This window comes from Bacillus sp. NS1 (assembly GCF_058248265.1).
Genome location: NZ_JBZAZF010000023.1, coordinates 1 through 806 on the forward strand (window position 1 = coordinate 1; position 806 = coordinate 806).

Annotated in this window: 1 protein-coding gene; it reads right to left on the bottom strand. The window is 41.8% G+C overall.

What is annotated here, in order from left to right:
- A partial coding sequence (locus AC4CV5_RS20745) for a phage tail tape measure protein (protein ID WP_490923802.1) occupies positions 1 to 785 on the bottom strand: 785 nt, incomplete at its 3' end.
- Positions 786 to 806: the final 21 nt, after the last annotated feature.

Genomic DNA, 806 nt, shown 5'->3' on the forward strand with positions numbered 1-806 from the left:
CCCTTCCCCTGCAAGAAGTCTTTCCAGACCTTTTGAGTCCCACTTGATAGTTGTCCCATTGCTTCTTCTGTGCTTTTCGATCCGTCTTTTACACGAATTTGAAACTCTTTAAAGACATCATTGACATAGTCGAGATTGTAGGCTCCATTATTAGATCCAGCTATAAGCAGCTTAAAGTATTCGTCTGCTGAATAGCCCATTTTCGCAAAGAGAGGGGCATATTCACTTAAGTTGTCAAATAACTCATTAGAAAAATTCAAGCCATGGTCAGCCCCATAAGCCATCAAATCGAAAGCTTTTTGCGAGTCTATACCAAAAGCTTGCATCAACTGGCCGCCACCTCTAGTTACTTCATTCACGTCTGTATCAAAAGCTTTGGCCAATGCTAGTGCATTTTTAGTGGCAGTCTGTAATTCGGCCTCACTATTGATATTTTTCATATTTTGTTTCGTTTGTATAAGAGCGTCAGATACTTGATCAAGACTCTCGCCGAAACCAGCTTTATAAATATTTCTGGCTACATTAGTAAGATTTTCAGCTTCTTTTTTGGTGACTCCTAAAGATGACTGTATTTTAGCTTGTGCATCATTCACACTTTTAGCAGAGGAGATGGCAGCCGCGCCTAATCCAGCTAACGGAACAGTAATGGCTTTACTCATAGTTTCACCAACACTTTTCATTCGCCGAGCTCCACTTTGCATTGTTGATTGAAGCCGCTGAAAGTCTCGCTCTGCCCCTTGTCTGTTTAAGGATGTATTAATCTCAATTCGGCCCGCTGCCGCCATAACTCTCACCGCCCTTTTTTC